The 23,686-nt window shown below is 62.0% G+C and carries 25 protein-coding genes; 15 read left to right on the top strand and 10 right to left on the bottom strand.

From position 1 onward, the window contains the following. Position 1: 1 nt before the first annotated feature. From AC3EML_RS26280 to AC3EML_RS26315, 8 genes are all read right to left on the bottom strand, one after another. Positions 2-808 carry an ABC transporter permease gene (locus AC3EML_RS26280; RefSeq protein WP_023713344.1) on the bottom strand — a complete coding sequence of 269 codons (807 nt, stop codon included), beginning with the start codon at positions 806-808 and terminating at the stop codon, positions 2-4. Next, positions 805-1,530 carry an ATP-binding cassette domain-containing protein gene (locus AC3EML_RS26285; RefSeq protein WP_023815903.1) on the bottom strand — a complete coding sequence of 242 codons (726 nt, stop codon included), beginning with the start codon at positions 1,528-1,530 and terminating at the stop codon, positions 805-807. Before AC3EML_RS26285 ends, AC3EML_RS26280 begins: the two co-directional genes overlap by 4 nt. Continuing rightward, complete coding sequence (locus tag AC3EML_RS26290; RefSeq protein ID WP_352521487.1) at positions 1,527-2,489, bottom strand: PQQ-dependent catabolism-associated beta-propeller protein; 963 nt, start codon at positions 2,487-2,489, stop codon at positions 1,527-1,529. Before AC3EML_RS26290 ends, AC3EML_RS26285 begins: the two co-directional genes overlap by 4 nt. Then, a complete protein-coding gene (locus AC3EML_RS26295) occupies positions 2,477-3,652 on the bottom strand; it encodes an ABC transporter substrate-binding protein (RefSeq protein WP_352521486.1) in 1,176 nt (391 codons plus the stop codon). Before AC3EML_RS26295 ends, AC3EML_RS26290 begins: the two co-directional genes overlap by 13 nt. Beyond that, positions 3,649-4,320: an ABC transporter ATP-binding protein gene (locus tag AC3EML_RS26300; protein WP_031238105.1), complete on the bottom strand. Its 672-nt coding sequence runs from the start codon at positions 4,318-4,320 to the stop codon at positions 3,649-3,651. Before AC3EML_RS26300 ends, AC3EML_RS26295 begins: the two co-directional genes overlap by 4 nt. After that, positions 4,320-5,204 (bottom strand): ABC transporter permease, encoded by an 885-nt coding sequence (locus tag AC3EML_RS26305; RefSeq protein WP_488505413.1) that lies wholly within the window; start codon positions 5,202-5,204, stop codon positions 4,320-4,322. The genes AC3EML_RS26300 and AC3EML_RS26305 overlap by 1 nt, the downstream gene beginning before the upstream one ends. After that, positions 5,098-5,919 (bottom strand): ABC transporter substrate-binding protein, encoded by an 822-nt coding sequence (locus tag AC3EML_RS26310; protein ID WP_460221878.1) that lies wholly within the window; start codon positions 5,917-5,919, stop codon positions 5,098-5,100. Before AC3EML_RS26310 ends, AC3EML_RS26305 begins: the two co-directional genes overlap by 107 nt. 370 nt (positions 5,920-6,289) lie before the next feature. Then, positions 6,290-6,631: a DUF768 domain-containing protein gene (locus tag AC3EML_RS26315; protein ID WP_023696361.1), complete on the bottom strand. Its 342-nt coding sequence runs from the start codon at positions 6,629-6,631 to the stop codon at positions 6,290-6,292. 188 nt (positions 6,632-6,819) lie between these two features. On the opposite strand from AC3EML_RS26315, the gene AC3EML_RS26320 reads away from it, so the two are divergent. The 4 genes from AC3EML_RS26320 (at position 6,820) to AC3EML_RS26335 (ending at position 10,147) form a co-directional block, all read left to right on the top strand. Next, complete coding sequence (locus tag AC3EML_RS26320) at positions 6,820-7,776, top strand: NAD(P)/FAD-dependent oxidoreductase (RefSeq protein WP_031202187.1); 957 nt, start codon at positions 6,820-6,822, stop codon at positions 7,774-7,776. Between the two features lie 165 nt (positions 7,777-7,941). Beyond that, positions 7,942-9,228, top strand: coding sequence for an SDR family oxidoreductase (locus AC3EML_RS26325; protein WP_352521485.1), 1,287 nt, complete (start codon positions 7,942-7,944; stop codon positions 9,226-9,228). Next, complete coding sequence (locus AC3EML_RS26330; protein WP_023687798.1) at positions 9,228-9,710, top strand: DUF2269 family protein; 483 nt, start codon at positions 9,228-9,230, stop codon at positions 9,708-9,710. The genes AC3EML_RS26325 and AC3EML_RS26330 overlap by 1 nt, the downstream gene beginning before the upstream one ends. A gap of 110 nt (positions 9,711-9,820) precedes the next feature. Then, positions 9,821-10,147 (top strand): low affinity iron permease family protein, encoded by a 327-nt coding sequence (locus tag AC3EML_RS26335; RefSeq protein ID WP_023681103.1) that lies wholly within the window; start codon positions 9,821-9,823, stop codon positions 10,145-10,147. Between the two features lie 215 nt (positions 10,148-10,362). Here AC3EML_RS26335 and AC3EML_RS26340 read toward each other — a convergent pair whose 3' ends face one another. Continuing rightward, positions 10,363-10,638 carry a hypothetical protein gene (locus tag AC3EML_RS26340; protein ID WP_023667991.1) on the bottom strand — a complete coding sequence of 92 codons (276 nt, stop codon included), beginning with the start codon at positions 10,636-10,638 and terminating at the stop codon, positions 10,363-10,365. Positions 10,639-10,855: 217 nt separating this feature from the next. Between AC3EML_RS26340 and AC3EML_RS26345 the strand changes: the two genes are divergently transcribed. The 9 genes from AC3EML_RS26345 to AC3EML_RS26385 all read left to right on the top strand — a co-directional run bounded on the left by AC3EML_RS26345 (position 10,856) and on the right by AC3EML_RS26385 (position 20,074). Next, positions 10,856-11,962 carry an NAD-dependent epimerase/dehydratase family protein gene (locus tag AC3EML_RS26345; protein ID WP_023681102.1) on the top strand — a complete coding sequence of 369 codons (1,107 nt, stop codon included), beginning with the start codon at positions 10,856-10,858 and terminating at the stop codon, positions 11,960-11,962. Continuing rightward, positions 11,959-13,032, top strand: coding sequence for a GDP-mannose 4,6-dehydratase (locus AC3EML_RS26350; RefSeq protein WP_023696367.1), 1,074 nt, complete (start codon positions 11,959-11,961; stop codon positions 13,030-13,032). Before AC3EML_RS26345 ends, AC3EML_RS26350 begins: the two co-directional genes overlap by 4 nt. Next, on the top strand, positions 13,029-14,321 hold the full coding sequence (locus tag AC3EML_RS26355) for a TIGR04295 family B12-binding domain-containing radical SAM protein (RefSeq protein WP_023725527.1): 1,293 nt from the start codon (positions 13,029-13,031) through the stop codon (positions 14,319-14,321). Before AC3EML_RS26350 ends, AC3EML_RS26355 begins: the two co-directional genes overlap by 4 nt. Next, entirely contained in the window at positions 14,306-15,406 is a 1,101-nt protein-coding gene (locus tag AC3EML_RS26360; protein ID WP_023681099.1) for a glycosyltransferase family 4 protein, read from the top strand. The genes AC3EML_RS26355 and AC3EML_RS26360 overlap by 16 nt, the downstream gene beginning before the upstream one ends. Before the next feature lie 2 nt (positions 15,407-15,408). Continuing rightward, positions 15,409-16,539: a CgeB family protein gene (locus tag AC3EML_RS26365; RefSeq protein WP_023681098.1), complete on the top strand. Its 1,131-nt coding sequence runs from the start codon at positions 15,409-15,411 to the stop codon at positions 16,537-16,539. Next, positions 16,536-17,630, top strand: coding sequence for a CgeB family protein (locus AC3EML_RS26370; protein WP_023667985.1), 1,095 nt, complete (start codon positions 16,536-16,538; stop codon positions 17,628-17,630). The genes AC3EML_RS26365 and AC3EML_RS26370 overlap by 4 nt, the downstream gene beginning before the upstream one ends. Then, on the top strand, positions 17,627-18,730 hold the full coding sequence (locus tag AC3EML_RS26375; protein ID WP_023681097.1) for a CgeB family protein: 1,104 nt from the start codon (positions 17,627-17,629) through the stop codon (positions 18,728-18,730). Before AC3EML_RS26370 ends, AC3EML_RS26375 begins: the two co-directional genes overlap by 4 nt. Positions 18,731-18,753: 23 nt before the next feature. Beyond that, entirely contained in the window at positions 18,754-19,794 is a 1,041-nt protein-coding gene (locus AC3EML_RS26380; RefSeq protein WP_023681096.1) for a UDP-glucuronic acid decarboxylase family protein, read from the top strand. 94 nt (positions 19,795-19,888) lie between these two features. Continuing rightward, on the top strand, positions 19,889-20,074 hold the full coding sequence (locus AC3EML_RS26385; RefSeq protein ID WP_023667982.1) for a hypothetical protein: 186 nt from the start codon (positions 19,889-19,891) through the stop codon (positions 20,072-20,074). An 8-nt stretch (positions 20,075-20,082) separates the two neighbouring features. Here AC3EML_RS26385 and AC3EML_RS26390 read toward each other — a convergent pair whose 3' ends face one another. Continuing rightward, on the bottom strand, positions 20,083-21,897 hold the full coding sequence (locus AC3EML_RS26390; RefSeq protein ID WP_352521484.1) for a hypothetical protein: 1,815 nt from the start codon (positions 21,895-21,897) through the stop codon (positions 20,083-20,085). Positions 21,898-21,982: 85 nt separating this feature from the next. On the opposite strand from AC3EML_RS26390, the gene AC3EML_RS26395 reads away from it, so the two are divergent. Beyond that, positions 21,983-23,086 carry an inositol-3-phosphate synthase gene (locus tag AC3EML_RS26395; protein WP_352521483.1) on the top strand — a complete coding sequence of 368 codons (1,104 nt, stop codon included), beginning with the start codon at positions 21,983-21,985 and terminating at the stop codon, positions 23,084-23,086. Then, a complete protein-coding gene (locus AC3EML_RS26400) occupies positions 23,083-23,679 on the top strand; it encodes a histidine phosphatase family protein (RefSeq protein ID WP_023667978.1) in 597 nt (198 codons plus the stop codon). The genes AC3EML_RS26395 and AC3EML_RS26400 overlap by 4 nt, the downstream gene beginning before the upstream one ends. Positions 23,680-23,686 lie beyond the last annotated feature (7 nt).

Consider the following 23,686-nt stretch of genomic DNA (forward strand, 5'->3'; position numbering starts at 1 on the left):
TTCATCCCTCGCCGCCGCGCCGGGACCACAAGCCCCGGCCGGGGTCATAGCCGATGACCGCCGCGAGGAAGAAGGCGATGAGGCAGCCAAGGACCACAACCGCCGCGACAGGATCGAACCGCAGATAGAGCGCGAAGCGTATCAGCTCGACCGCCGAGCTGAACGGGTTCCAGGCGGCGATTGTTGCCAGCACCGGTCCCGCCTCGGCAAGCCGCCACAGCGGATAGAGCGCCGTCGAGGCAAAGAACACCGGAAAGATGACGAAATTCATGACACCGGCAAAGTTCTCCATCTGTGTCGAAACCGAGGAGACAAGCAGTCCGAACGCGCCAAGCATGAGGCCCGCCAGCACGAGCGCCGGAAATACCGCGACGTAGCCGAGAACGGGCGGCCGCACATCCCAGAAACGCGCGATCAACAGAAACAAGTAGACCAGCGGCACGCCAACGATCACGCTGGCCAGCAGGCGCGCCGCAAGCAGGTACCAGCGCGGCAATGGTGCGGTCAGCAACAGGCGCATGCTGCCCATCTCGCGATCGTAGACCATGGCCAGCGAACTCGCCATGGCATGGAAGAGCAGCATCATGGCCGCTAGCCCAGGCACCACATATACGTCATAGAGAACATAAGTCTGGTAGGGTGGCGTTATCGACAGACCGAGAACGGAGCGGAAGCCAGCGGCAAAGATTGCCAGCCAGACCAGCGGCCGCACCATCGCCGAGAGCAGCCGGCCGCGTTGCCGCAACGTCCGCAGCATCTCCCTGCGCAGGATGCCGTTGAGCGCGCGCACTGCGTGAGACGTTTTCATTCGGACTCCGTCAGCGACGCGAAGGCCTCGCCCGTGCTCGCCACACCGAGATCGGCAGCCAGCCGATCGGCGCGGCCGGCCCACCGGATTGTGCCTCGATGCAGCACCACCACATCGTCATCCGCCGTTAGTTCCTCCAGAAAATGTGTTGCCCACAGGACGGCAATGCCGCGCTGGCGGCAAAGCTCCCGCACGTGCCGCTCGAGCGCGTGGCGGCCCGGCACGTCGAGCCCGGTGGTCGGCTCGTCCAGCAGCAAAAGGCGTGGGCTATGCATCAGAGCGCGTGCTATCTCGACACGGCGACGCTGCCCCCCGGAAAGCGCTCGGGCAGGATCGTCGATCCTGTCCAGCACATCCAGCCGGCCGAGTTCGTGGATGGAGCGCTCCTTGCTCAAGGCCTGGCTAAGGCCATGCAAGGCCGCGTGGTAACGCAGGTTCTCGCCGGCTGTCAGATCGAGATCGAGGGTCGGCAACTGGAAGACGACGCCCATCTGCGCCAACGCGGCGGACGGGTTGACATCCATCGCCTGGTCGAAGACATGCACCGAGCCGGAGCGGGCGTGATAAAGACCGGTGATCAGCGAGAACAGCGTCGTCTTGCCGGCGCCATTGCGGCCTAGCAAGATGCACATCCTGCCTTGGGCCACAGAGAAAGAGACGCCGTCGAGAACCCGCCGGTTTCCGAAACTATGGCCCAGATTCTCGACCGACAAGGCGTTCATGGCCCGATCACGACGCCCCACGGCCCCCGCCCTACCGGCAGCGATTTCACCACCTCCTGGTTTTCCAGATCGATAAACGAAATATCGCCGGAATTCCCGTTTGCGCTGACCAGGCGCTTCTCGTCGCCGGAGAGCGCAACGTGCCAGGGTCGTTGACCAACAAGGTAGAGCCGACGGACCGCCAGCGTTTTCACATCGACTTCCGCAATCCTGTTGGCGGGGCCGAGCGCCACATAGACGGTCGTGCCATCGCGAGACGTCGCCATGCCGACCGCCTGCACACCCTCGCGTCGTATACCCGGCACCTCGAACTCGACTTTGCCGGTCTGCGCGCGCGTTGCCGTGTCGAAGACGGTGACAGTGCCCCGGATCTCCGAGGACACCCAGAATTGCTTCCCGTCCGACGAGAATAAAGCCGCGCGCGGCCGGGTATCGACCAGCAGATTGTCGACGAGTTCAAGCGTGCCTGCGTCGATCAGATGCACCATGCTGGTGGTCTCCGAAGTGCAGGCGACATAGCGGCCGTCGGCGCTGGCCGCCATTCCTTCCGGTTCGACGCCGACATCCACGGTGCCGATGACCTTGGCCGCGGCGATGTCCACCACCGACACCAGATTGTCATTCTCGTTGGCGACGAACAGCCGCTTGCCATCGGGATGGACTGCGAAGAATTCCGGATCGGCTCCCGAAGGCAATTCCCCGACGACCCGCCGCTTCGCGACGTCGACCACGTCGATGCGGTTGTCGTCGCCTTCCGCGACGAACAGCATCTTGTCGTCGATCGACAGTGCCAGCCCGCGCGGACGGCGGCCGACATCGATCGTCGCCAGCAAAGTCATTGTCACGCCGTCGACGACCGCGACGGTATTGTCCTGCTCATTGGAAACGTAGATGGTCTCGGCGGCGGCGGGAGCAGCAAGATTGAACGCCGCCAACAACAGCGTCATCAGAACTTGCATGTGCTCTCCTCCAGGTCGATGCCCAGCGTGTCGAGCGGCGTGCGCTGATGCAGGAAGCCCGGTTGCGGTGAGCTGGAAATCAAGAGGCGAGGCCCGGCGATCAAAATGGGCTGGCGCATCTGTCCGTCCCAGGGACGGAAACTAAGCCCCTGCCCCTTGAAGCCAGCGAGAAGAAACGCGTCGCCGCGTATATATCTGCCGATTGCCGCGGGATCGAGACTGTGCAGGCGCGTCGCCGCTTCGCCGATACTGCGCACAGCGAGCCAGGCCGCGTAGTCGCTGGGCAACATCCAGCGCCCTGCCTGCCTGTGGAAACGGTCCTGCAGTTGCGTGGCGCCCCATTCCTCGCTGACAGCGCTCCAGCCTGTGGCGACAAGCCCTTGCGTGCCGGCGACAATTCTCGGCAGCGCAGTGCGGCCCTCCAGATAGGCGCCGAATTCATCCGCCTCGTCGGCGACCACGAGCACATCATAGTCGTTGACCTGCGTGACCGCGGGTATTTCGGTCTGCAGCGTGACATGCCCTGTATCGGCACGTCCGTTGGCGGGCCTGAATGTCCACGGCTGGTCGATCGTGATCTCGGCTCCGAAGCGAGCCGCCGCCCGTCGAAAGGCCGCCGCCATCGCCTGATCCTGCGAATGCGGCCCCACAAGCAGGAACCAACGCTGCCAGCGCTTCCAGGCGAGATATTGCGCCAGCCCGTCGGCGAGCATGGCGCGGCTCGGGATCGTGTGCAGCACGTTCCGACGGCAGTCCTGTTGGCGAAGCACGTCGTCCGGCGCCCGGCTGTTGAGCAACGTCATCTGCTCGGCACCGGGCGCGGCACTGGCCTGTAGAAGCTGACTGGCGTCGAGATCGGCGACGACAAAGGCGATGCCGGCATCGGCGAATTGTCTTACCGCGTCGTCCGGCGTTTCGGTTGGTTTCAATATTCTTTCCTCCAGCCGAAATTTCTGCCCAAGAAACCGGCCGGTGCTTTCGTCGTCGGCAATGCCGAGCCGTGCGCCTTGCAGGCCGTCATCGGTGACGGTTTCATCAAGGGGTCCAAGGGGCAGAGCCGGTTTGCGCTCCTGGCCGATATACCCGATCACCATCGTCTGTTGCTCGGTGGCGCCAGGGCCGGTGATCAGCAAAAGAAAGAGAAGGCCCAGCAACAGTCTCATTGTGTCGCCCCCAGCCCAAACCGCGACGATCCCGCTTCATCGCCACCAGAGATTGCGACATCGCGCACGATGCGCGCAGGCGATCCCTCCAGAACAATAACCCGATCACCCAGCGACGAGGCATAGGCGAGATCATGCGTAACCAGCAGCGTGGTAGTCCGCCGACTGGCGAAACAATCCTGCAGCAGGCGGCGCATGTCTTGCGCGGTCGCCTCGTCGAGTGAAGCGAATGGCTCGTCGAGGAGCAGGAGCGCAGGCTCCACGGCGAGCGCCCGGGCAAGCGCTACGCGCCGCGCCATGCCGCCCGAGAGTCGCTGCGGATAGCTCTTCTCATTGCCTTTCAGGCCGACAGCGGCAAGCCACCGGGCCGCATCGGGCGCGCGATCCGGGATGGCCATCTCTACATTGCGCAAGGCGGTGAGCCAGGGCAGCAGCCTCGGTGTCTGGAACAGCATGCCTATCGGAAGCGGTCGTCCGCTCACGCTGCCGCGAAATTCGCGGTCGACGCCCGAAACGATCGACAGCAGCGTCGACTTGCCGACACCGGAAGGGCCGGTCAGGACGCAGACCTGTCCGTCGGCTATATCAAGCGACAGCGCGCGAAAGATCGTCCGGCGCTGGCCGTCGTCACCGGGGAAAGTCTTGTCCTCGATCCTGATCCTCAGCATCAGCGTCGCCAGGCGAACAGACGGCGTTCCAACGGCACAAGCAGTCCATACTCGATGGCAAGCATCACAACGCCGAAGCTGATCGCATAGGCAAGGATGTGGGTGACGTCAAAGTTCTGAAAATAGACCTGTAGCTGGAACCCGACGCCGTTGGAGCGGCCGAGCAGTTCGGCGAGCAACACGATCTTCCACGTTAGTGCCAGCCCGCTGCGCAGGGTGACGAGAAAGAACGGCGCCAATTGCGGCAGCACGACATGCTGCAGCTTTGCAGCACGCCCGAAGCGATAGAGCTCAGCCATTTCGGCAAAGTCCTTGTCCAGCCGGCTGGCGCCTTCACGAATAGTCACCACGACATTGGGGATCTTGTTGAGCGCGACCGCAAGGACAAGCGCGGTCTCGGCAAGACCAAGCCAGATATAAATTAGAATGACCGTGATCAGCGCCGGCATGTTGAGGAGTAACACGATCCAAGGCCTCATCCATATGTCGGCTCTGTGCGAGCGGCCTGCCGCGTAGCCAAGGGCCGCGCCGATGACTATTGCCGACCCGAGGCTTGCCACGACGCGCGCAAGCGAGATGCCCAAATGGTATGGCAGCTCGCCCCGAACCGCTTCGTGCAGGAGAACCGAAACAACCTGGACCGGACCAGGAAACAGCCGATCGGCGGCGATCGATGATGCAATCTGCCAGACGAGCACCATGGTCAGCAATGCCGCAGTGGATTGCGAACGCTGCATTGTGATGGGGAACGCTGGGACATCGGTCATTGGCGCGAGCTCAAGCCGGTATGGCCCGGAAGACACCAGGATCGAGGCTCGTCGCCTTGCCGACCAGATCCTCGCCGCCCAATTCGGCCAGGATTGCAAACAACCGGGCCGCGCCATCACGTTCGGCTTTGCCGAACCGACGAGGGATTCCGGCTCGATAGGCGGCGCGTAACGCCGCCTGTAGGTGAGGATCGTCCGTGCCCAATTGGGGTGCGAGCACCCGCCATTCGTCGTCCGAAGACTCGAGCAGCGACTTCGCTGCCGCGGTCGCGCTCGTGAATCGCGCGAGGGCTATCGGGTTGGCCCGCGCCCAGCTTTCATGGAAGACGTAGCCGAGCATCGGCAAGTCCACGGATACGCCAAGCCCCTGCAGGATTTGCGCGACACTGAGCAGAGGCCTTGCCCCCTCTGACTCGAGACGGGCGGCGAAATTCCAGAACGTCAGCAGTGCATCCAGTCGCCCCGCCAGAAATTCCTGCTCCAACAAAGGCGGCGCGCCGAACACTGGCTCCACCTCTTCAGCAAGATCGCGCTTCACCTGACGGAGGCCGAGCGCGCGCAATAGGATCCAGCTTTTGTCCAGCGGACCACCTGCGATCCCCAGCCTTTTGCCCTTGAGGTCCGCAAGAGTTCGAATGGGCGAGCCTTGCGGCAGTTCCAGCGCGCCGACGGCACGAGAATAGGGATAGAAGACCAGATCGGCGCCTTCGCTGCGCTGGCGCATGACCCACACCCAGTCCGAAACGATGACGTCGACGCTGCCCGCCAGCAATGCGGTCTTACCGGCTTCGGTACCGGCAAGCCGCTGAGCCTCGATTGATACGCCGTGCACAGTGTCCAACGCATGTCGCCGCATGACATCAACTTCCCAGGCGGCGGTGCCAAATCCCAGCACGCCAAATCGCACGAGCGGCGATGGCTGTGGCGCGGCTTCTGCGGAAGCACCCAATAGCCAGCAACAAATACCCGCAAGAGCGGCCCGCCGCGAGATGTGACCCTGATCATGCCGGGTCAGCCATTCGCCTGGAAGGGTAGCAGTCAGCACGGGCGCACCGGGTGTGAAGGAACTTTCCTAACGCGGTGGCGGCAGGAATGTTCCTCGATGGTGCATGGAACTAACGGGAAAGCACCTAAGGTCCGTTTTTCGGCTCGTATAGCAGCCCGGGGGGCTTGTTCAGGCGAACAGAAGAAGGTGTCAGGGGCTACGGTCCGCTCTTGGCATCATCGACCTCCAACGCGTCCATTACAGGTGCCGGATCGCTCTTTTCGGAGCTCGGGCTCTGCACCCCGGACCCGGCGTTCTCGATCGCTTGCACGATAGCATCTTCGATGTTTCCGAGTTCGTCCTCCCTTACTTCACGCCCATAACCAGCCACCTCGGCATCCTGCTCGAATTGCTGAGCGAGCACCGCGACGCTGACTTCCTCTCGACCAGGAAGTGTGCCGACATTCTCCTGTAGCCAGTTTTGAAAAAACTCTCTGGTCGCGCTCATCTCAGACCACCCTTTCGCCAAACTAAGCGCGACGGTGAGCCGAAGTTCCATGATGCGTTCACTTTCCCAGTGGTGCTGTACTCACAGCGTTGGGAGCCACGAGGTTTTTGCAGGCTTGATGAGGCAGTGGCCTTTCTCTTCACGACTCGATTGGAGTTCACTCTTATTGTGCAGTGTGCATCCTGATTGCGTCCATTTCGACCCTGTGGAACAAGCTCGTTGAGTTGAAGTTAGGCCCGATGCCAAGCTTTTCGGGCGAACCAAGCTTTTCGGGCGCACAAGTTTTTGACGTTGCCATCGTCGGCGGCGGCCCCGCGGGGCTCGCTGCAGCCATGTATTTAGCCAGGTTTCTGCGTTCGGTGATCTCGCTCGACGCGGGGCATGCGCGTGCCAAGCTCATCCCAAAATCCCGTAACTGTCCCGGCTTCCCCGACGGCATCAGCGGGGAAGAACTGCTCGGCCGCCTACGAGCCCAGGCACAGCTATACGGCGCGAGCCTTGTCCATGGTTGCGTAGGCCACGCCGAAAAACGCGAGGGGTTTTTTGTTCTCACGACCACCTGCGGGATTGTCCAAGCAAGGCGCGTGATTCTGGCAACGGGCATTGTGGACAAGGCACCTCCCATTGAAAGACTGGAGGAGGCGATCGCAACCGGCATTGTCAGACTGTGCCCGGTTTGCGATGCATATGAGGCCCGGGGTAGCCGCATCGGCGTTGTTGGTCCGGAGCATCTCGCCGTCAGGGAGGCTCTGTTCCTGAAGGGATATGGCAGTCAGGTCGCCTTGCTCGCCAATAACCAGGATGATGTTTCCGAAGCTGCCCGCGGCGCCGCCTTGGCAGGCGGAGTTGAAATCTGGGACGCTGTCGATGACCTGATCCCTCGACGAACCGGGTTCGATGTCGTCATGGCCGAGGGCGCCCCGATGCGTAACATCGATGTGGTGTACCCTTCGATGGGCAGCGACGTACGCTCCGAACTCGCGGTTGCTCTGGGGGCTAACTGTGACGCAGAAGGCTATGTCCTGGTCAACCGACACCTTGAGACTTCAACGCCAGGACTCTATGCCATTGGCGACGTGGCCGAGGGGCTCAATCAAATTGCTGTTGCGTTCGGAGACGCCGCCAAGGCTGCAACTCACATTCATAACGACCTCCGCGATTGCGCCGAGCCGGCGACGAACTTCCGGCGAAGTTGACCTGCAGATGCGAACGCACCGTACCGGCTCACCTTTGGCTGCGTTGATGCCCGGAACCTGTTCCACCCGGCGTGAGACTACCGGCTTCGGCTTTGCTAGAGTTGTCCCAGGCGCAGCCGCTGGGTTGATGGACGGGCACGCGCTGGCGAACGGCTGGAGGAAGGAATGAAAATTCTCGTCACCGGCGCGTCAGGTCTGATTGGAGCCGCGCTTTGCGCGCGCCTGGCCGGCGAGAGTTATGAAGTGGTTCGCGTGCTTCACCACGCAGACACTGGCGTCCACCCGGAGATCCAAACCGTTTCCCTGGATATGGCGCGGGCCTTGCGACCTCAGGACTGGATCCCCTGTCTCGCCGGTGTGGACGCCGTCGTAAACTGTGCCGGCGTCCTGCAGGATAGTGCCCGGGAAAACACCCGGCATGTCCATTCTACCGGCGCCTCGGCTCTCTTCACCGCGTGTGAGCAAGCAGGTGTGAACAAGGTGATTCACTTTTCTGCCATCGGGGTCGATCGCCAGCAGCCGTCCGCCTTTTCCGCCAGCAAGCTCGCCGGCGATGAAGCACTGATGGCACGTAGCCTTAGCTGGGTCATCCTGCGCCCCTCCGTAGTGCTGGGAAGGCCGGCCTTCGGCGCAAGTGCACTGTTTCGCGGCCTCGCGGCGTTGCCGCTCTTGCCGTTGATGCCCGACACGGGCCATCTCCAAGTCGTCCAACTCGATGACGTCATCTCCACCGTCCTGTTCTTCCTCAAACCCGGCAGCCCATCGCACCTCACGCTGGACCTGGCTGGGCCCGAGGCACTTTCGATGAGCGAGGTCGTGGGTCGCTATCGCCGCTGGTTCGGATGGAGCAGTGCTCGGGAGTTCATCTTGCCGAATTGGGCCGCAGCTATCTTGTACAGGTTCGGGGATGCCGCGGCTCAGCTGGGCTGGCGCCCGCCCATGCGCAGCAATGCAGCAAAAGAGATTGCCCGTGGCGCTGTCGGCGATCCCCAGCCGTGGATGACGGCGACCGGCATTCAACCATCAGGTCTTACATCTGCACTGCGTCTAAATCCTGCGACCGTGCAGGAGCGATGGTTCGCCGGTCTTTACTTCGTCAAGCCGGCGCTCTTTGTCGTCTTGCCGCTCTTCTGGATCATGACCGGCATCATTTCCCTCACCGCCGGCTGGCGCAGCGGAGTTGACTTGCTGATTGGCACTGCTGCCGGCCCCTTGGCCGAACCGGCGGTAGTCGCCGGCGCGCTGGCTGACATCGCCGTCGGGGCGCTTGTCGCCTGGCGCCCAACCAGCCGGCTTGGTCTTTTCGGCGCAATCGCGGTATCGCTTTTCTATGCGACCGCTGGGAGCATTCTGCGGCCGGATCTTTGGCTTGAGCCACTCGGGCCGCTGATCAAAATCCTCCCGATCCTCGTTCTGCATTTTGCAGCGCTGGCCATTCTGGAGGAACGCTGATGATGTACTTCGTGCTTAAATACCTGCACGTGATCGGCGCTGCTGTGCTGCTCGGAACTGGTGCCGGCATTGCTTTTTTCATGCTTTTGGCACACCGGACCGGGAATGCCGCGACGATCGCAGCCATCGCCCGAATTGTCGTGCTGGCTGATTTCCTGTTCACGGCTACGGCCGTTGTCGCACAACCTCTGACCGGACTGGGCCTCGCTAGGGTTGCGGGGTATTCGCTGTCCGAAGGATGGATCGTTCTCTCGATCCTGCTCTACATCTTAACGGGCCTGTTCTGGCTGCCTGTCGTGTGGATGCAGATCGAGATGCGAAATCTAGCCACACAGGCCGCACTCTCCAACCAACCTCCTCCCGAGCGCTACCATCAGCTGTTCAGACGCTGGTTTGTCTTCGGCTTCCCAGCTTTCGGCGCCGTGCTCGCCATTTTCTGGCTGATGATTGCGCGCCCGGCAATCGAGTGGTCATCGTTGTAGCTGCGATCGGCAAGCACTGCGCCGTGAATTCATCCGTCGCGCCTAGCTGGCTCGTGCCGGCGCGATGCACTGCGGTCGGGAACCACGGTCACTGCCGCGAGTTCTTTCGCATGGCCAATCATCCCGTCACCGGCGTGCTTACCTCAATCGGCACATTAACCTCCCGCCCCGCGGCATTCCTGATCCTGTTGGTCTACGCAATCCTTTGGATGATCTTCGAGCGACAGACCCTGGACTGGCATGGAGCGGCTACCTTGTTTACGTGGGCCATGACGCTGTTCATCCAGCGTGCCGAGCACCGCGACACTCAGGCCATTCACGCCAAACTGGATGAGATCCTGCGATCAGACCACAATGCCTCGAACATCACGCGGATCGACGATGAAGAGCCCGAGGAAATCGAAAAACACCGCCACCGCAGGCAGCAGGACGACTGATGAGCGGCGTTTTGGTTTCACGGCAGGACGAGTAGCGGGTTTCCGGCTTTTGACGCCTATCCAGCCCCGCCGCCTCCTGCGCTCAGGGCCAAGGCCTTCGATCCTTGCTGCGGCTGTGGTTCAGCGACGGAAGGATCGGAGCCCCTATTGTTCCACCGCATCCAGAAAAATTTGCCCGAGAACCAGGTCAGGCAAATCGGCCGGCTCGAAGTGCGTCATTCGCCCTTCTGGTTGCGCTCGACGAACTTGTTGAAACGGCTGGTTTGTCCGTCACCAGTCTTGGACTGGTAAAGAAAGGCCAGATCGTTCTCGTCGAATATGCGGAAGAACTCATCCCATTCGACCGGCTCGAATGCTTCCTCGGGTTTGCCGAAGTCGATCCGCAGGATGCCGCCCGCGCCTTTGGTGCGAACCACTGCCGGCCGTCCATCCCGCTCCTCCGCCCATTTGCGGATTTCGTCGTGATTGGTGGTCGTTTGCGACTGGGACATTGAAATCTCCTTTGATCATCGGCGTTGCCAACATCGGGCATCGTCGGGGCTGCCGGCGTCCTAACAGCACAAGGGCGGCAATGTTCCGGCACGGCGCGGCGAGCGCGATGTGGCTGCTTCCGAACGAAGCCGGCCAAAGGAACTTTGTTGAAGCCAAGGGAACAAACCTTTTGCCGAAAAGTTCGGGTCGCCAAGATTACCTGTCTGAGGAGTGGTCGTGAAACGGATATTGGTTACAGGGGGCTGCGGCTTCATCGGCCGGCATGTCGCCCAGGAACTCATCGAGCAGGATTATTCGGTTCGCATTTTGGATGTGCTGCTGGAGCAGGTGCACGCAGGCGAAACAGTCGCCCTTCCCGCCGGGGCCGAGCTGATCAAGGGCGACATTCGGGACCGGGAGGCGGTCGCCAAGGCGCTGGAAGGCGTTGACGCGGTCATTCATCTAGCCGCGGAAGTCGGCGTCGGACAGTCGATGTACGAGATCGCGCGCTATGTCGGCACCAACGATCTCGGCACCGCGACGCTGCTTGAGGCGCTGATCAAACACCCGGTCGAGCGCATTGTCGTCGCCTCATCGATGAGTGTCTATGGCGAGGGCCTCTATGCTACATCGGACGGCCGGCGCATCGACAATGCCCGGCGCAAGGCGAGCGACATCAAAAACGGACAGTGGAATCCGCTGTCGCCGGAAGGCGAACCCCTCTCCCCCCTGCCGACGGACGAGGAAAAGCCGGTCGATCTCGCCTCTATCTATGCACTGACGAAATACGCCCAGGAACGCGCCGTGCTGATCTTCGGCGAAGCCTATGGCATCGATGCGGTCGCGCTGCGCCTGTTCAACGTCTTCGGCGCCGGCCAGGCGTTATCGAACCCCTATACCGGCGTGTTGGCCAATTTTGCTTCGCGTCTCGCCAACGGCCAACGTCCAATGATCTTCGAGGATGGCGAACAGAAACGCGATTTCGTCCATGTGGATGACGTCGCCCGCGCCTTTCGTCTTGCGCTGCAGCAACGCCAGGCAAGGGGTCACGTCATCAACATCGGCAGCGGCCGAGCCTATGCTATCAGCGACGTCGCGCGGGTACTTGCCGAGGCCATGGGAACGCCGGACCGCTCGCCAGAGTTGCTCGGCAAGGCGCGCTCCGGGGATATCCGCAACTGCTTCGCCGATATTTCCAAGGCCCGTGAGCTGCTCGGTTTCGAGCCGAGGCAACAACTGGAGAATTCGCTCGCCGATTTCGTTTCCTGGGTGCGCAACTCGTCCGCCATCGACCGCGGCGCCGACATGAAACGCGAGCTTGAAGAACGTGGGCTGGTGTCATGAATACGCGCAATCGACGCGACGCGCCCGTCGCCATTGTCGGCGGCAGCGGCTTCATAGGATCGAACCTGGCCGACAGCCTGTTGTCGGATGGCGAGCCGGTGCTGGTGATCGACAATCTCAGCCGCCCCGGCGTCGAACAGAACCTTGAATGGCTGGCGCAGAAACACGGAAGCCGCCTCATGGTCGAAACGATTGACGTGCGCGACGCCAACGCGCTTGCGCCCGTTCTGAAGAGTTCCAAGGCGATCTTCCACCTGGCCGCGCAAACCGCCGTCACAACGAGCCTGGTCCAACCGGACGAGGATTTCGACATCAACCTTCGAGGAACGTTCAATGTCCTCGAGGCGGCGCGGCTGAGCAGTGAGTTTGTTCCGGTGGTCTTCGCCAGCACCAACAAGGTCTATGGCAGCCTGCCCGACGTCGCGGTGCGCGAGGACGGCGATCGTTACCTGCCTTGCGACGGCATCATCCAAGCGAATGGCATCGACGAGACCCACGGCCTGGATTTCTGCACGCCCTATGGCTGCTCCAAAGGCGCGGCGGACCAATATGTGCTCGACTATGCCAAATCCTACGGCATGCCCACGGCGGTGCTGCGGATGAGCTGCATCTACGGGCCGCGCCAGTTCGGAACCGAGGATCAAGGCTGGGTCGCGCACTTCCTGCTGAGTGCGCTGACGGGACGTCCAATCACCATTTACGGCGACGGCAGACAAGTGCGCGATATACTGCATGTCTCCGATGCGGTCGCCGCCTACAGGGCCACGCTCGATCGTATCGAGACGACCAAAGGCCAGGCATTCAATCTTGGCGGCGGCCCCGATAATGCGATCAGCCTGCGCATGCTGTTGAGCGAGATCCGTAGCTTGACCGGCCATGAGCTTTCGATCCGCCATGATGACGAACGCACCGGCGATCAGCCCTTCTTCGTCGCCGACACCCGCAAGATCAAAGCGATGCTTGGCTGGAAAGCTCGTGTTTCATGGCGCGAAGGCATTCGCGATCTCGCAGACTGGCTGCAACAACACCGGCTCCAGCCTCGCCCCGAAGTCGTGAGGTACGTCGCATGAAAATCGCCCTGGTAAACCCGTTCTGGACCTATGACGACAGCATCTATTTCGGCTGCCGCCAACCACATCTCCCGCTGGAACTCGGCTATTCGAAATCCCTCCTCGAAACAGCCGGCCATGAGGTGTTGATGCTGGATGGGCAATTGCAGAAGCTCGACAACTCGGACCTCTCCGAGCGTGTGGCTGATTTCGCGCCTGCAATGACGGTCGTCAGTACCGCCCCGACTTATCTGTTCTGGCGCTGCGCACCACCCGAGTTGCGCGTGCCGGCCGATTTCCTCAACCGTCTCGCCGGGCGCGGTGGACGCACAGTCGCGGTCGGGCCGCATGGCTCGGCTACGCCCGCGCCAACCTTGCGCAAGCTTGGCGTCGATATTGTTGTGCGCGGCGAATGCGAGGAAATCGTCGCGGAACTTGCCCGGCGCGACGACTGGAGCGCGGTCCCCTCGACCGCTTACCTGCGCGACGCCAAGGTGGTTTTGAACGGCGGCGTCCACGCCAGCTCGTTTGTCGATCATCCGCCACTCCAATGGCCATCAGACTGGATCGCAGCCCATTCGCATCACCATCACAGGTTCGATGACAAGCAGGTTGGGTTCGGCGCGGAGGTCGAAGCATCGCGCGGCTGCCCCTACAATTGCAGCTTCTGCGCCAAGATCGATTTCCGCGATGCCTATCGCCGCCGAAACCACGAGGCTGTCATAGCGGAAATCGATGGGCTGATTGCCCAGGGGGTCGGCTACATTTATTTCATCGATGAAATCTTCCTGCCGCAAAAAGCGCTGCTGGAAGCGTTGATCCATCGCGACGTGAAGTTCGGTGTGCAGACCCGCATCGACCTTTGGAAGCCCGAGCTGCTGGAACTGCTCGGTGCGGCTGGCTGTGTCTCCATCGAGGCCGGCCTCGAAAGCCTGACCGTGGAAGGTCGTGCGATGCTGGCGAAACGCTGCCGGCTGGGTACCGAGGAACTTGCCGCGCTGCTCGTCAATGCCAGGCGTCACGTTCCGTTCGTACAGGCCAATCTGATCGGCGTCGTCGAGGATGACCCTGCCCTTGTGGACTACTGGCGAACGCACCTGATCGACAACGGCGTGTGGGCCAATGAACCCGTACCGCTTTATCCATATCCGAGTTCGCCAAGCTATCGCGAGCTTTGGGGCGAACCCGACGACCTCGCCTGGGAGCGCGCCCATGATCACTATCTCGCATCATTCCAGAAGTTCAGCGACATCCAGGAAAGGCGCCCGCGTCCGCTGGCGGAACTGGAGGCGACATGTTGCGGACACTGACGCCGCGCTCGCGGCGCATCCTGATGACGGTCGACGCCGTGGGCGGCGTGTGGCGCTATGCGCTCGACCTGGCCAGGGAACTTGTCAACGGCGGCGATAGCGTGGTGCTTGCCGGCCTCGGTCCGCCACCGTCCAGGCAGCAGGCCGACGAGGCGGAGGCTTTCGCGAAGCTGATCTGGCTGAACACGCCGCCGGATTGGATGACCCGCAACGGCGGTGATCTCGACGCGCTGCCGCGGGAGTTGCATGCGCCCATGCGCGACCACGCCATCGACCTTGTCCATTTCAACGCGCCTTCGCAGGCGGCGGGATTCGACGCGCCATGCCCGGTCGTGGTGGTCTCCCATTCCTGCGTGACGACCTGGTTCCATGCGGTCAGAGGACAGGCGGCGGATGGGGCATGGGCCTGGCAGAAGGAGCGCAACAGACGCGGCATGGATCGGGCCGACGCGGTCATCGCGCCGAGCCGCAGCCATGCCGACATGCTAGAGACCTGCTACGGCCCGATCGCGCGCTTGAGTGTGGTCACAAATGGTGCCCGTCCTCTGCCGAAGGCCGAAAAGCATCAACCGCTCGTCTTCGCCGCTGCCCGCTGGTGGGACGAGGGCAAAAATGCGGCGGTGGTCGATCAGGCGGCGTCCCTGACGCGATGGCCTCTGTTTGCCGCCGGTTCGACGAACGGCCCAAACGGCGAGCATGTCAGCTTCAGCCATGCTGTTCCTCTGGGAGCAGTGCCGTCCGATGAGGTGCGTTCGTTGATGGCTCGCGCGGGTATTTTCGTATCGCCATCGCTCTACGAGCCATTCGGCCTGGCCGCGCTGGAAGCCGCCATGTCGGCTACGCCCCTGGTGCTTTCCGATATCGCCACCTATCGCGAACTATGGGACGGGGCCGCGATATTCTTTGACGCGCGCGATCCGCACGATCTCGCTGCCTGCCTCAACCGTCTCTCCAGCGATGCCGAGCTCCGGCGAGAGCTTGGCCAGGCAGCCATCCGACGCAGCCGCAGGTTTAGGCTGACAAAGCAGACAGCGGCTATGCGCGGCGTCTACGACAAAGCGGCCTTAGCGATGGCGGAGCGCTGATCATGCGCTTTGTGTTTTACACCCACTCGGTCGTTTCCGACTGGAACCATGGCAATGCCCATTTCCTGCGCGGCGTCATGCGAGAGCTGGTCCAGCGCCGGCATCAGACTATTGCGCTGGAGCCGGCGAATGGCTGGAGCCGGTCGAATCTGCTGGCTGAGAAGGGGTCGTTCGCCATCGAACGCTTCCGCAAGGATTTTCCCGAACTGATGCCGGTGACCTACGACGCCGGATTTGATCACGAAGCCTGGATTGCCGAGGCCGACGTTGTGATCGTTCATGAGTGGACGGATCCGGAGCTTGTCGCACGTATTGGCCGTGCCCGGGCCGCCGGCGGCAACTTCATCCTTCTTTTTCACGACACCCACCACCGGGCCGTGTCTGCGACCGAGGCACTCTCGGCGCTCCGGCTGGAGCACTATGACGGCGTTCTCGCCTTTGGCGAAACCTTGCGCGAGAGCTATCTGCGCGCCGGCTGGGGCAAGCGCGTCTTCACTTGGCATGAAGCGGCGGACGATCGCCTGTTCAAGCCGCACCCGGAGATCCACCCCACCTCCGATCTGGTCTGGATCGGCAACTGGGGCGATGATGAGCGGACCGCCGAACTCAAGGAGTTTCTGATCGAGCCGGTGCACGATCTCGGCCTTGATGCCGCTGTTCACGGCGTACGCTACCCCAAGACCGCACTTGCGGATCTGGCCACCGCAGGACTGCGCTATGAGGGGTGGATCGCCAATGCCGACGTGCCGAAGGCCTTCGCCGCGCATCGTGTCACCGTTCACGTTCCACGGCGCCCCTATCGCGAGAGGTTGCCCGGAATCCCGACGATCCGCATGTTCGAGGCACTCGCCTGCGGCATTCCGCTGATTTCAGCGCCATGGTCCGATGTCGAGCAGCTTTTCAGGCCCGGTGTCGACTTCCTGTTTGCCGAGAATGGCTCGCAAATGCGGCAACAGCTTCGGACGGTGTTGTCCGACGAGGACTTTGCGGCCTCCCTGGTGACCTCGGGTCTCGAGACCATCCGCTCGCGGCACACCTGCCGCCACCGCGTCGACGAGTTGCTCGGCGTGCTCACGCAATGCGCGAACCGACACACCGCCGTCCCGACAGCCGCAAAGGAAGCCGTCGCATGAAGATCGCATTCTATGGATCGAGCCTTTTGTCGTCCTACTGGAACGGTGCCGCGACGTACTATCGCGGTTTGCTCAAGGCACTTTCGCAATTGGGTTACGAGATCACGTTCTACGAACCCGATGTCTACGACCGGCAGAAGAACCGCGACATCGAAGCTCCCGACTGGTGCACTGTCGTCGTTTATGAGGCGACCCAGCATGCGCTGATGCAGGTCGCGGCACGTGCCGCCGGCGCCGACATCGTCGTCAAGGCGAGTGGCGTCGGTTTCGAAGACGAGGCGCTGCTTCGCGCCGTTCTCGACCACGCCCGCAGCGACGCGCTTGTCGTATTCTGGGACGTGGATGCGCCAGCCACGCTTGCCCAGTTGCGCGACGAGCCGGACCACCCGCTCCATCGTGCACTGCAGGAGATCGACCTCGTGCTGACCTATGGTGGCGGCGATCCCGTTGTCTGGGCCTATCGTGCCATGGGCGCCAAGGAGTGCGTGCCCATCTACAATGCGCTCGATCCCGAAACGCACCATCCGGTCGCCAGCAAAGCGCGTTTTGCCTGCGACCTGGCGTTCCTCGGAAACCGGCTGCCGGACCGTGAAGCGCGTGTCGAATCGTTTTTCCTCGATCCCGCCAGCCAGCTGCCGAAACAGCGTTTCCTGCTCGGAGGCTCGGGTTGGGGCGACAAGCCGCTCCCCACCAATGTAGGCTGGCTCGGCCATGTCGGCACCCGCGATCACAACGCCTTCAATGTCACCCCAAAAGCCGTGTTGAACATCAGCCGCGACAGCATGGCCGCCAACGGTTTTTCACCGGCCACGCGAGTGTTCGAGGCGGCCGGCGCGGGCGCCTGTCTCATCACGGATGCATGGCTGGGCGTGGAACTGTTCCTGAAACCAGGCGAGGAGATCCTGGTCGCGCGTGACGGCGGCGATGTCGCCGAAATAATGCGCTCGCTGACCCCCGGGCGGGCCAAGGCAATCGGCCAAGCCGCACTTCACCGCGTGCTGGCGGACCATACCTACGCGCTTCGGGCGGATGTGGCGGATGCCGTCTTCAAACGTCATTTCGAGCACGGGGCCGTGGAGGCAGCGGAATGACCAAGAAACTGGACATCGTCTTTCTCGGCCTGTCGCTGTCCTCATCCTGGGGAAACGGCCACGCCACGACTTTCCGGGGTCTTTTGAAAGGCTTGCACGGACTCGGTCACCGGGTGACTTTTCTGGAGCGCAACGTGCCCTGGTACGCCAATCACCGCGATCTGCGCGATCCGGAGTTCTGCGCCTTGCGCTACTACGAAACCACTGCGGAGCTGCAACGCGACTACGCACAGTGCCTGGAGCAGGCCGACATCATCGTCATCGGATCCTTTGTTCCAGAAGGACGCCAGGTCATCGACATCGTCGCCTCGCTTTGCAAGGGGCAGCTCTGCTTTTACGACATCGACACCCCGGTGACCCTGGCCAAGCTTTCAGCCGACGATTGCGATTATCTGAGTTCGCGGCAAATTCCGTATTTCGATGTCTATTTCTCCTTCACTGGCGGACCAACGCTCAACCATCTGGCGCAAGACTTCGGCGCGCGTCATGCCGAACCTCTCTATTGTTCGGTCGATCCAGAACGGCATCACCCGACAGGAGATCCGATCCGCTGGGATCTCGGCTATCTCGGCACCTACAGCATGGACCGGCAGACAACGCTGAACGCTCTGCTGCTCGAGCCCGCACGGCATATGCCGAACCTCCGTTTCGTCGTGGCCGGCTCCCAATATCCATCCGACATCATCTGGCCGGACAATGTCGAACGCATCGAACATTTGCCGCCAGCCGATCACGCCGCGTTCTATAGCCGTCAGCGCTACACGCTGAATGTCACACGCAGTTCCATGATCACCGCAGGATGGTCGCCCAGCGTGCGCCTGTTCGAAGCGGCGGCTTGCGGCACGCCCATCGTCAGCGACCACTGGCCAGGGCTCGACAGCTTCTTTCCCGCATCGGCGATCCACACCGCCGCGGAGACGGACGAAGTCATCGATATCCTCGTTGGCGAGTCCGAGCGCGCACGCCTGGCCATGGCCGGCCGGGCTCGCAAACTCGTCCTCGCTTCCCACACCGGTGGGGCCAGGGCTCGCGAATTCGTGGCGGCGCTGACCCAACCAACGGCGACGGCCCTCGATCTCGACATTGGAAGTGCAGCATGAACGGCAGACAGGAGAAAACAGCGATGCGACAGACAAGAAAGGCGCACAGGGCAAAGACGGTGCTTGTTGCCGGCGGCGCGGGTTTCCTCGGTTCGCATCTTTGCGAAGTATTGCTCCGCAACGGCTGGCGCGTGATCTGCGTCGACAATTTTCTGACCGGGCGCATGGAAAACATCATCTCGATCATGGACCGGCCGGGTTTCCGGTTGATCGAGCAGGACATCTGCCGGCCATTGGATCTCGGCGAGCCCGTGGATCACATCTTCAACCTGGCCTGCGCCGCCTCACCGCCGCGTTATCAGGCCGACCCGATACACACCACGCGTACCTGCGTGATCGGAACCCTCAACCTGCTCGAACTCGCTGTCCGCAATGACGCGCGACTGCTGCAGGCCTCGACGAGCGAAGTGTATGGCGATCCGGAACAACACCCGCAAAGGGAGGATTATGTCGGCCATGTGAACTGCACCGGCCCACGCGCCTGCTACGACGAGGGCAAGCGCACCGCCGAAACGCTTTGCTTCGACTATCTAAGGGCCGGCAAGGCCGACGTCCGCGTCGCGCGCATCTTCAACACCTACGGTCCGAGAATGGATCCGGCCGACGGTCGCATCGTCTCGAATTTGATCATGCAGGCGCTCGAGAAGCGTCCGCTGACGATATTCGGCGACGGCCAGCAGACGCGATCCTTCTGCTATGTCTCCGACTTGATTGATGGATTGATGCGCCTGATGAACATCGACCCCAATCCGGGCAAGCCGGTCAATCTGGGCAATCCCGGAGAATTCACCATCGTGCGACTGGCGGCATTGGTGAAGGCGATGACCGGCACCAAGTCGGATCTGAAATTTCTGCCCCTGCCGCAAGACGATCCTCGGCGCAGGCAGCCTGATATTTCGCGTGCGAAAACGCTGCTCGGCTGGTCGCCGAGAGTGCCGCTCAACGAAGGGCTCAAGCTGACGATCGATTATTTCGCGGCGCTCGAAGGCACCGGCATCGGCGATCAGATGACAGGCCTTGCCAAAAGGAGACCCGCAGGCGGGCTGCAGAACCTTCCTGCATGACGTGGGCCGCGGCCGGACCTGCCCGGAGATCGTGCGGAACATCCATCCAACCTTGTAGTTTGGCGGGAGGGACCCGATACGGAGGATCATCCTCATGCAACCCAAGCGACCCGCGAAGGATGTCGACAAGATTGCCGAACGCGAGGCGGCTGCCTATTTGCGGCGCTCCTCGATCACCTATCTCGAGTGCTGCGTCAGCTTGATGATGACGCATCTGCAGCGCGAGGAAGTGGCCGCTATTCTTGAGCAGGAAGCAGACATGCTGCGAAGGCTGGATTGATCGAAACGTTACACCTGAGATTCGTCCAGGAATCGTATCAGCCCCGCCCTGTATCGGTCTGCCGTCCCGGCCAGCCTTGCTTTTTCCTGGCCATTTTCGGATTGCGCAGCCGTGCTCCAGAGCCCGATTTGGAACGCCAAATAGCAGGGTTCGAAAAAATCGATGTGGCCATTGTCAATATCGAGCCCCATCCCCTCGACCAATGTCGTCACATCGCTGTCGGACAGTCCATATTCGACACAGGCGCCGGCAATGTCCCACTCTATCGGCTGGCAGCCAATCAAATCGTGTGCCCGGCAATGGTCGACGGCATCTGTCTTGACCACCGTGCCATCGGCACAAACGAGAAACTCCCACGCGTGAAGCTTTCCGTCGATTTCCACCCGCTGCAGAACATGCGCAGGGGTTTTTTTCGAGAGCCAATGGCGCAACGTCGCCGCTCGGTTCTCGCCCAGGGCTTCAGATGTATTGGAAACAGCCATTTCCGCGAGTGCGAGCAATGATGCACCCGGTTCGCAGGTTCGGAGATTGAGCGCCCGCCAGGCTAGATAGCGCGTCAACTCCGCGACCAGCCTTCCTCTGGGCAGCGGCGCCTGGTCCATCGTGGTGCCGTCAATCCACCGTTCGACCAGAAAGCCGTGGCAAAGCCCGACCACTTGCGATCCGAACCCGGCTTTCCCCAACATTTCCGCGGCTCGTCTCTTACGCCGTCCGGTTTCGCCGAGGCCGGCGAATTTGACGAGCCAGCGACCACACCCCGCGGACGCCAGGAATTTACGCCGCTCGATGCCGCGCGGGCTCGGCGGCCAATGCTTTTCGTCGACGTAGTGGACGCTCCTCCATTCGCCACCAGACAGTTCGGTCAGGCGTAATTCGGGGCTGCCGACCGCCTCGGCCACCCATTCGCTAAGCGTGGGAATGTTCGAGCTTTCGGGGAAGGTGCATTCGAGCGCCGTCGCCACATGTTTCGGACAGCGCGACCATGTCTCCCTAGCCTCCCGTGACGCTTCGATGCCCGGGTTGCCAGGATGGCTGGGAAACAGGTGAATGCGGTCCATACCAATACCCAGTTCCCGCAGCCACGCGACGACGGCGTGCATCGAACTGCCGGACAGACCGGGACCTTCGTCTACAACGGCGAAGCGTGCCGATGGATTGTTCTTCCAGGAAGCGATCGAGCGCGAATCGGCATTGATGTGCCTGCGGAAAGGATGGCCGACCGGACGAACGCTGAACGGCGCCGGCGCGCCAATCGCGGCAGCCACTATGGCGGCAAGCCCCAGGCCGATGCTGCGGATGCCGATCACGCATGTGTTCGCATCGAGACCTGACTCCTGCGCCGCTCCCAAATAGCTTTCGGGATAAAGCGCGTAATGCGCGTAACCCTCGGCAGAACCGGTCAGAACCTCAGCCTCGCAATCCAACCCGTCCAGCAGTTGGAGAAGTCCCGGCTCGATGCCACCGCCCACGGCGAAACCGCTTCGCCACGACTTCGCCACCTCTGCCGCAAGACCAACCAGCAATCTGGCGCCTTGCTGTTGCCGCGGCGAAAAGATGTCGATGCCCCTGTTCTCGAAATCGACATCGGCAAGCGCGCGAACCAGTTCCGATACGCTGATGAATAGGCCGACCAACGCGGCATGGCGTCGGACGCCATGAGCCATGCGGTCCAGACTTTGAGCAACTTCGCTCGCAGCATCGCGAAGCCGTTCTGCGCTCTGCCTCCGCTTCTGGTCGCCGTAAACGATCATCGACCGGTTTTCCAATGCTTTGCCTTGCGGCAACGCAGCCAGCGCTGCTTCGATCCATGCTGTCTTGCGCAATTTTTCGGCAGGCCAAGGAACATTCCGGCACGCTGGTGGTTCGGCGGCAGGAACTTACCTTTGAACAGCATAGGGCGGCAGTTTCGTGGGATCGAAAAAGGTTCGTGTCGGTATCGTCGGGGTCGGCAATTGCGCATCCTCCCTGGTGCAGGGCCTCTCCTATTATCGTCACGCAAAAAGCAACGAACCAATCCCAGGGCTGATGCATGCCGACCTCGGCGGTTACCATGTCGACGACGTCGAGATTGTCTGCGCGTTCGACGTCGCCAGGAGCAAGGTTGGCCTCGACGTCGCTGAAGCAATCTACGCCGCCCCCAACAACACGTTCCGCTTTGCCGATGCGGCGGCAAACGGCGTTCGCGTCGAGCGCGGACCGACACTTGACGGCATCGGAAAATACTTGCGCGACGAAATCGAGGAGGCGCCGGAGCCGGTTGCCGACGTCAGCGAAATCCTGCGCAACAGCCGCGCCGACGTGCTGGTCTCTTACCTGCCGGTGGGCTCCGAGGAGGCGACGCGCTTCTACGCCGAATGCGCGCTCGAGGCCGGCTGCGCCTTCGTCAACTGCATACCCGTTTTCATCGCCTCACGTCCGGAATGGCGCCGGCGCTTCGAGCAGCGAGGGCTGCCGCTGGTCGGCGATGATATCAAGAGCCAGGTCGGGGCGACCATCGTTCACCGCCTGCTGGCCAATCTCTTCCGCGAGCGCGGCGTGCGCATCGATCGCACTTATCAGCTGAATTTCGGCGGCAACACCGACTTCCTCAACATGCTGGAACGCGAGCGGCTGGAATCAAAGAAAATTTCCAAGACCCAGTCCGTGGCCAGCCAGTTCGATGTTCCCCTGGAGCCGGGCAATATTCATGTCGGACCCAGCGACCACGTACCGTGGCTGACTGATCGCAAATGGGCCTATATCCGAGTGGAAGGGACGACCTTTGGCGGCGTGCCGCTCAACGCCGAGCTCAAGCTGGAAGTCTGGGATTCTCCAAATTCAGCCGGCGTGGTGATCGATGCGATACGCTGCGCCAAGCTTGCGCTCGATCGCGGCATAGCGGGAGCACTGACCGGCCCCTGCAGCTATTTCATGAAGTCGCCTCCCGAACAGTTCACCGACGCCGAAGCGCGGCAGCGCACGCTCGCTTTCATCGCCGGCAAGGACGAGCCTTTGCTGGATGCCGCGGAATGACGACAACGTTCTTTTTGATCCGTCATGCAGCGCACGACAATGTCGGCTCCTACCTTGCAGGACGAATGGACGGCGTTTGCCTTGGCGAGGCTGGGAAGGCGCAGGCCGCGCATCTTGGTGGCCGCATGGCCCGGGAGCCAATTGAAGCCATCTTGTGCAGCCCGCGTGAGCGTACGCAAGAGACGGCCGTGCCGATCGCGCTTGCCTGCGGCGTCGGTGAAATCGCGATCTGCGCCGAACTCGACGAGATCGATTTCGGCGATTGGTCGGGAAAGACTTTCGACGAGTTGAATGGCGATGCCGGTTGGCGGGCGTGGAACGACCAGCGGCAGGAGGCCAGGACACCGAGCGGCGAGACCATGCTGGATGTCCAGGAGCGGATCGTCGCACTGATGAACGCAGTGCGCGAGCGGCATCCGAATCAGTGTGTCGCCCTGGTCAGCCACGCCGACGTGATCAAAGCCGCCGTCTGCAAGGTGCTTGGCTTGCCGGTCGGCGACTGCTTCCGCTTCGACATCGATCCAGCCTCGATCACGACGATCGTGTCGGGTGACTGGGGCTCCAAGCTCCTGCGAATGAACGAAGCTGCCTGACGAGGAC

Source organism: Mesorhizobium sp. P170090 (assembly GCF_057786115.1).